Genomic DNA, 2,918 nt, shown 5'->3' with positions numbered 1-2,918 from the left:
GAAGAAGAAGGGTTGAGTATAGCTAAGCGTCTTAATTTTGATTACAAAATATATGTTTTCTCCAATATAAATTTACTGATATAGAGTAATTACTTGTAATCATTTTAAAGTCGCCCAGCTATATTTGATTAATCCAACGCGATAGAGATGCAGAGCCAATCCAAAATTGCTTCGCTGTTTCTGGGATACTCAACCCTTCTTCTTCCATCGTAAATATCACTTTACCTCTAAAATCAATTGAATAGCTCATATAAATCATGTCATCAAAATTAAGTCGCTTAGCTATAATAGCCGACCATATTCATTAGTAACTAAAAGTTTACCAACTCTATCAAATAACTGCACCTCAAGTTGGGACTCCAAATCTGTTAAAGCAGCACTTACAGCTGATTGGGATAATGACAATGATTGAGCAGCCTTTGTTGTTGAGCCACATTGTAAAATTTCAATAAAAACTTTAAGTTGTCTAAGGGTTATTCGCATAACAATGCTCACTTTATTAATTAATCACATAAATCAAGCTATCATAATAATCTAGCCAACTATTAATTTACCACTTTTATTAATAGATAATACAAAAATAATCCATTTTCAAGATAGATACTAATGATATATGCTTATAACAGAATGAGACAATGCATATTGCATAAACCTATGGTTAAAACAGTTATAGTTATGCCAAAACCTATTAAGCATAAAAATTTTAAATTTATCTCTGGCTTATTATTAACGGGTTTTTTAACTACTATTGCCGTTTATCTTGGTAATAACGAACGGTTTGCCAATATTGGACTAAGTGCTCTCAGCTTGGCGATTTTATTGGGCATTGTGATTGGAAACACCGTTTATTTTGCCGTAAAACTCGTTTCTGATGAAGGGATCAGATTCGCTAAACATTATTTATTAAGAACCGGGATTATTTTGTACGGTTTTCGTTTGACATTTCAACAAATTATGGATGTAGGCATGATTGGTATTATGACCGATTTAATTATGCTAACTTCTACATTCTTAATTGCGCTGTTACTAGGCAAATATTTTTTCAAGTTAGATATAGTCAAACCAGCATTTTGATTGGAGCCGGTAGTAGCATTTGCGGCGCAGCTGGGGGTTTTAGCAACCGAGTCTGTCATCAAAACATCGGCAGATAAAATTGCCATTGCGGTAGAAACCGTCGTTATTTTTGGTACCTTGGCTATTTTTATCTATCCGTGGTTTTATCATCTAAATCAAATATAGCTGGGCGACTTTAAAATGATTACAAGTAATTACTCTATATCACTAAATTTATATTGGAGAAAAACATATATTTTGTAATCAAAATTAAGACGCTTAACTATAATAGTATCGATTAGTATTTTGTATTTATTGACGATAGTAACATAGTTATTATGAGCTCGAATTATGGAATGCGTTATTTTGTGTTTAATAATGGATTAATTGAATTTGGACTAACCAAGGGTAGTTATGAAACGTGTATTCATTATGGTGCTTGATTCTTTTGGTATTGGCGCTACGCCGGATGCAGATAGATTTGGTGATGCTGGGGCGAACACTTTAGGCCATATTGCGACCGCTTGTGCGCAAGGGAAGGCTGATAAGGGTCGTAAAGGTAAAGTCTTTTTGCCCAATTTATCGCGTTTAGGGTTAGCAAAAGCCGCTGAGGGGTCATCAGGAACATTTCCAATCGGCCTGGATGAAGAGGCTGAGATTATCGGTGCCTATGGTTATGCGAGTGAGTTATCTTCCGGCAAAGATACCCCATCAGGTCATTGGGAGATTGCCGGGGTACCGGTTTTATTTGAATGGGGATATTTTAAACAGCAAAAAAATAGTTTTCCGCAACAATTATTGGATAAGTTAGTTGAAGCGGCTAATTTGCGCGGTTATCTGGGAAATTGTCACTCGTCAGGGACGGTGATCTTGGATCAATTAGGTGAAGAGCATATGAAAACAGGTAAACCTATTTTCTATACTTCAGCCGATTCAGTCTTTCAGATAGCATGTCATGAAGAGACTTTTGGGGTTAAAAATCTTTATCAGCTTTGTGAAATAGCGAGAAAGACGCTAGATGAAGGTGCTTATAATATTGGACGTGTTATCGCTCGTCCTTTTATCGGCAATAAAGCTGGCTGTTTTCAGCGTACCAATAATCGTCGAGATTATTCAGTTGAACCACCTTCACCAACCATCCTGCAAAAACTGGTTGAAGAAAAAGCCGGCCAGGTGGTTTCAATTGGCAAAATTGCAGATATTTATGCCAATGTCGGCATTACTAAGCAAGTGAAAGCAACCGGTATTGAAGCGCTATTTGCGGCAAGCCTTGAGGAGATCAAAAAAGCGGCCGACAATACCATTGTGTTTACTAATTTTGTTGATTTTGATTCTTCATATGGACATCGTCGTGATGTTTCGGGTTATGCGGCCGGACTAGAGTTATTTGATACTCTTTTACCTGAAATGCTGGCGTTAATTGAGAATGAGGATGTTTTGATTATTACCGCAGATCATGGTTGTGACCCGACCTGGCCAGGAACTGATCATACGCGGGAAAATATTCCTATTTTAATTTATGGTCCGAAAGTAAAACCTGGGGCACTAGGTCATCGACAGACCTTTGCTGATATTGCTCAAACCGTTGCGCAATACTTTGTTTTATCGCCAATGGCATATGGCAAAACGCTATTTTAAGTATGATGGGAAATATTTTTTCATATTCCCGATTTTATCGATAAGTAATAAAAGGAAATTTATTTATGGTCACCCCACATATTAATGCTGAGATGGGCGATTTTGCGGAACTTATAGCTAAGCGATTTAATTTTGATAACATTATTTATATGAGCTATTGAATTGATTTTAGACGTAAAGTGATATGTATGATGGAAGAAGAAGGGTTGAGTATCCGAGAAACAGCG

The 2,918-nt window shown here is 36.5% G+C and carries 2 protein-coding genes and 2 pseudogenes; 2 read left to right on the top strand and 2 right to left on the bottom strand.

What is annotated here, in order from left to right; genetic code table 11:
* Positions 1-118: 118 nt before the first annotated feature.
* Both ARSQ2_RS03840 and ARSQ2_RS03835 read right to left on the bottom strand, forming a co-directional pair.
* Positions 119-250: an IS630 transposase-related protein gene (locus ARSQ2_RS03840; protein WP_181994419.1), complete on the bottom strand. Its 132-nt coding sequence runs from the start codon at positions 248-250 to the stop codon at positions 119-121.
* Positions 251-285: 35 nt separating this feature from the next.
* Positions 286-483: pseudogene (locus tag ARSQ2_RS03835) on the bottom strand (LysR family transcriptional regulator); the annotation flags it as partial.
* 123 nt (positions 484-606) lie between these two features.
* On the opposite strand from ARSQ2_RS03835, the pseudogene ARSQ2_RS03830 reads away from it, so the two are divergent.
* Positions 607-1,239 (top strand): annotated as a pseudogene (locus ARSQ2_RS03830) (putative sulfate exporter family transporter).
* A 228-nt stretch (positions 1,240-1,467) separates the two neighbouring features.
* Positions 1,468-2,691 carry a phosphopentomutase gene (gene deoB / locus ARSQ2_RS03825; protein WP_181994418.1) on the top strand — a complete coding sequence of 408 codons (1,224 nt, stop codon included), beginning with the start codon at positions 1,468-1,470 and terminating at the stop codon, positions 2,689-2,691.
* The last annotated feature ends 227 nt before the right edge of the window (positions 2,692-2,918 follow it).

The sequence above is a fragment of the Arsenophonus endosymbiont of Bemisia tabaci Q2 genome, from assembly GCF_902713415.1.
GTDB lineage: Bacteria > Pseudomonadota > Gammaproteobacteria > Enterobacterales > Enterobacteriaceae > Arsenophonus.
This window is presented reverse-complemented; position numbering and strand designations above follow the sequence as displayed.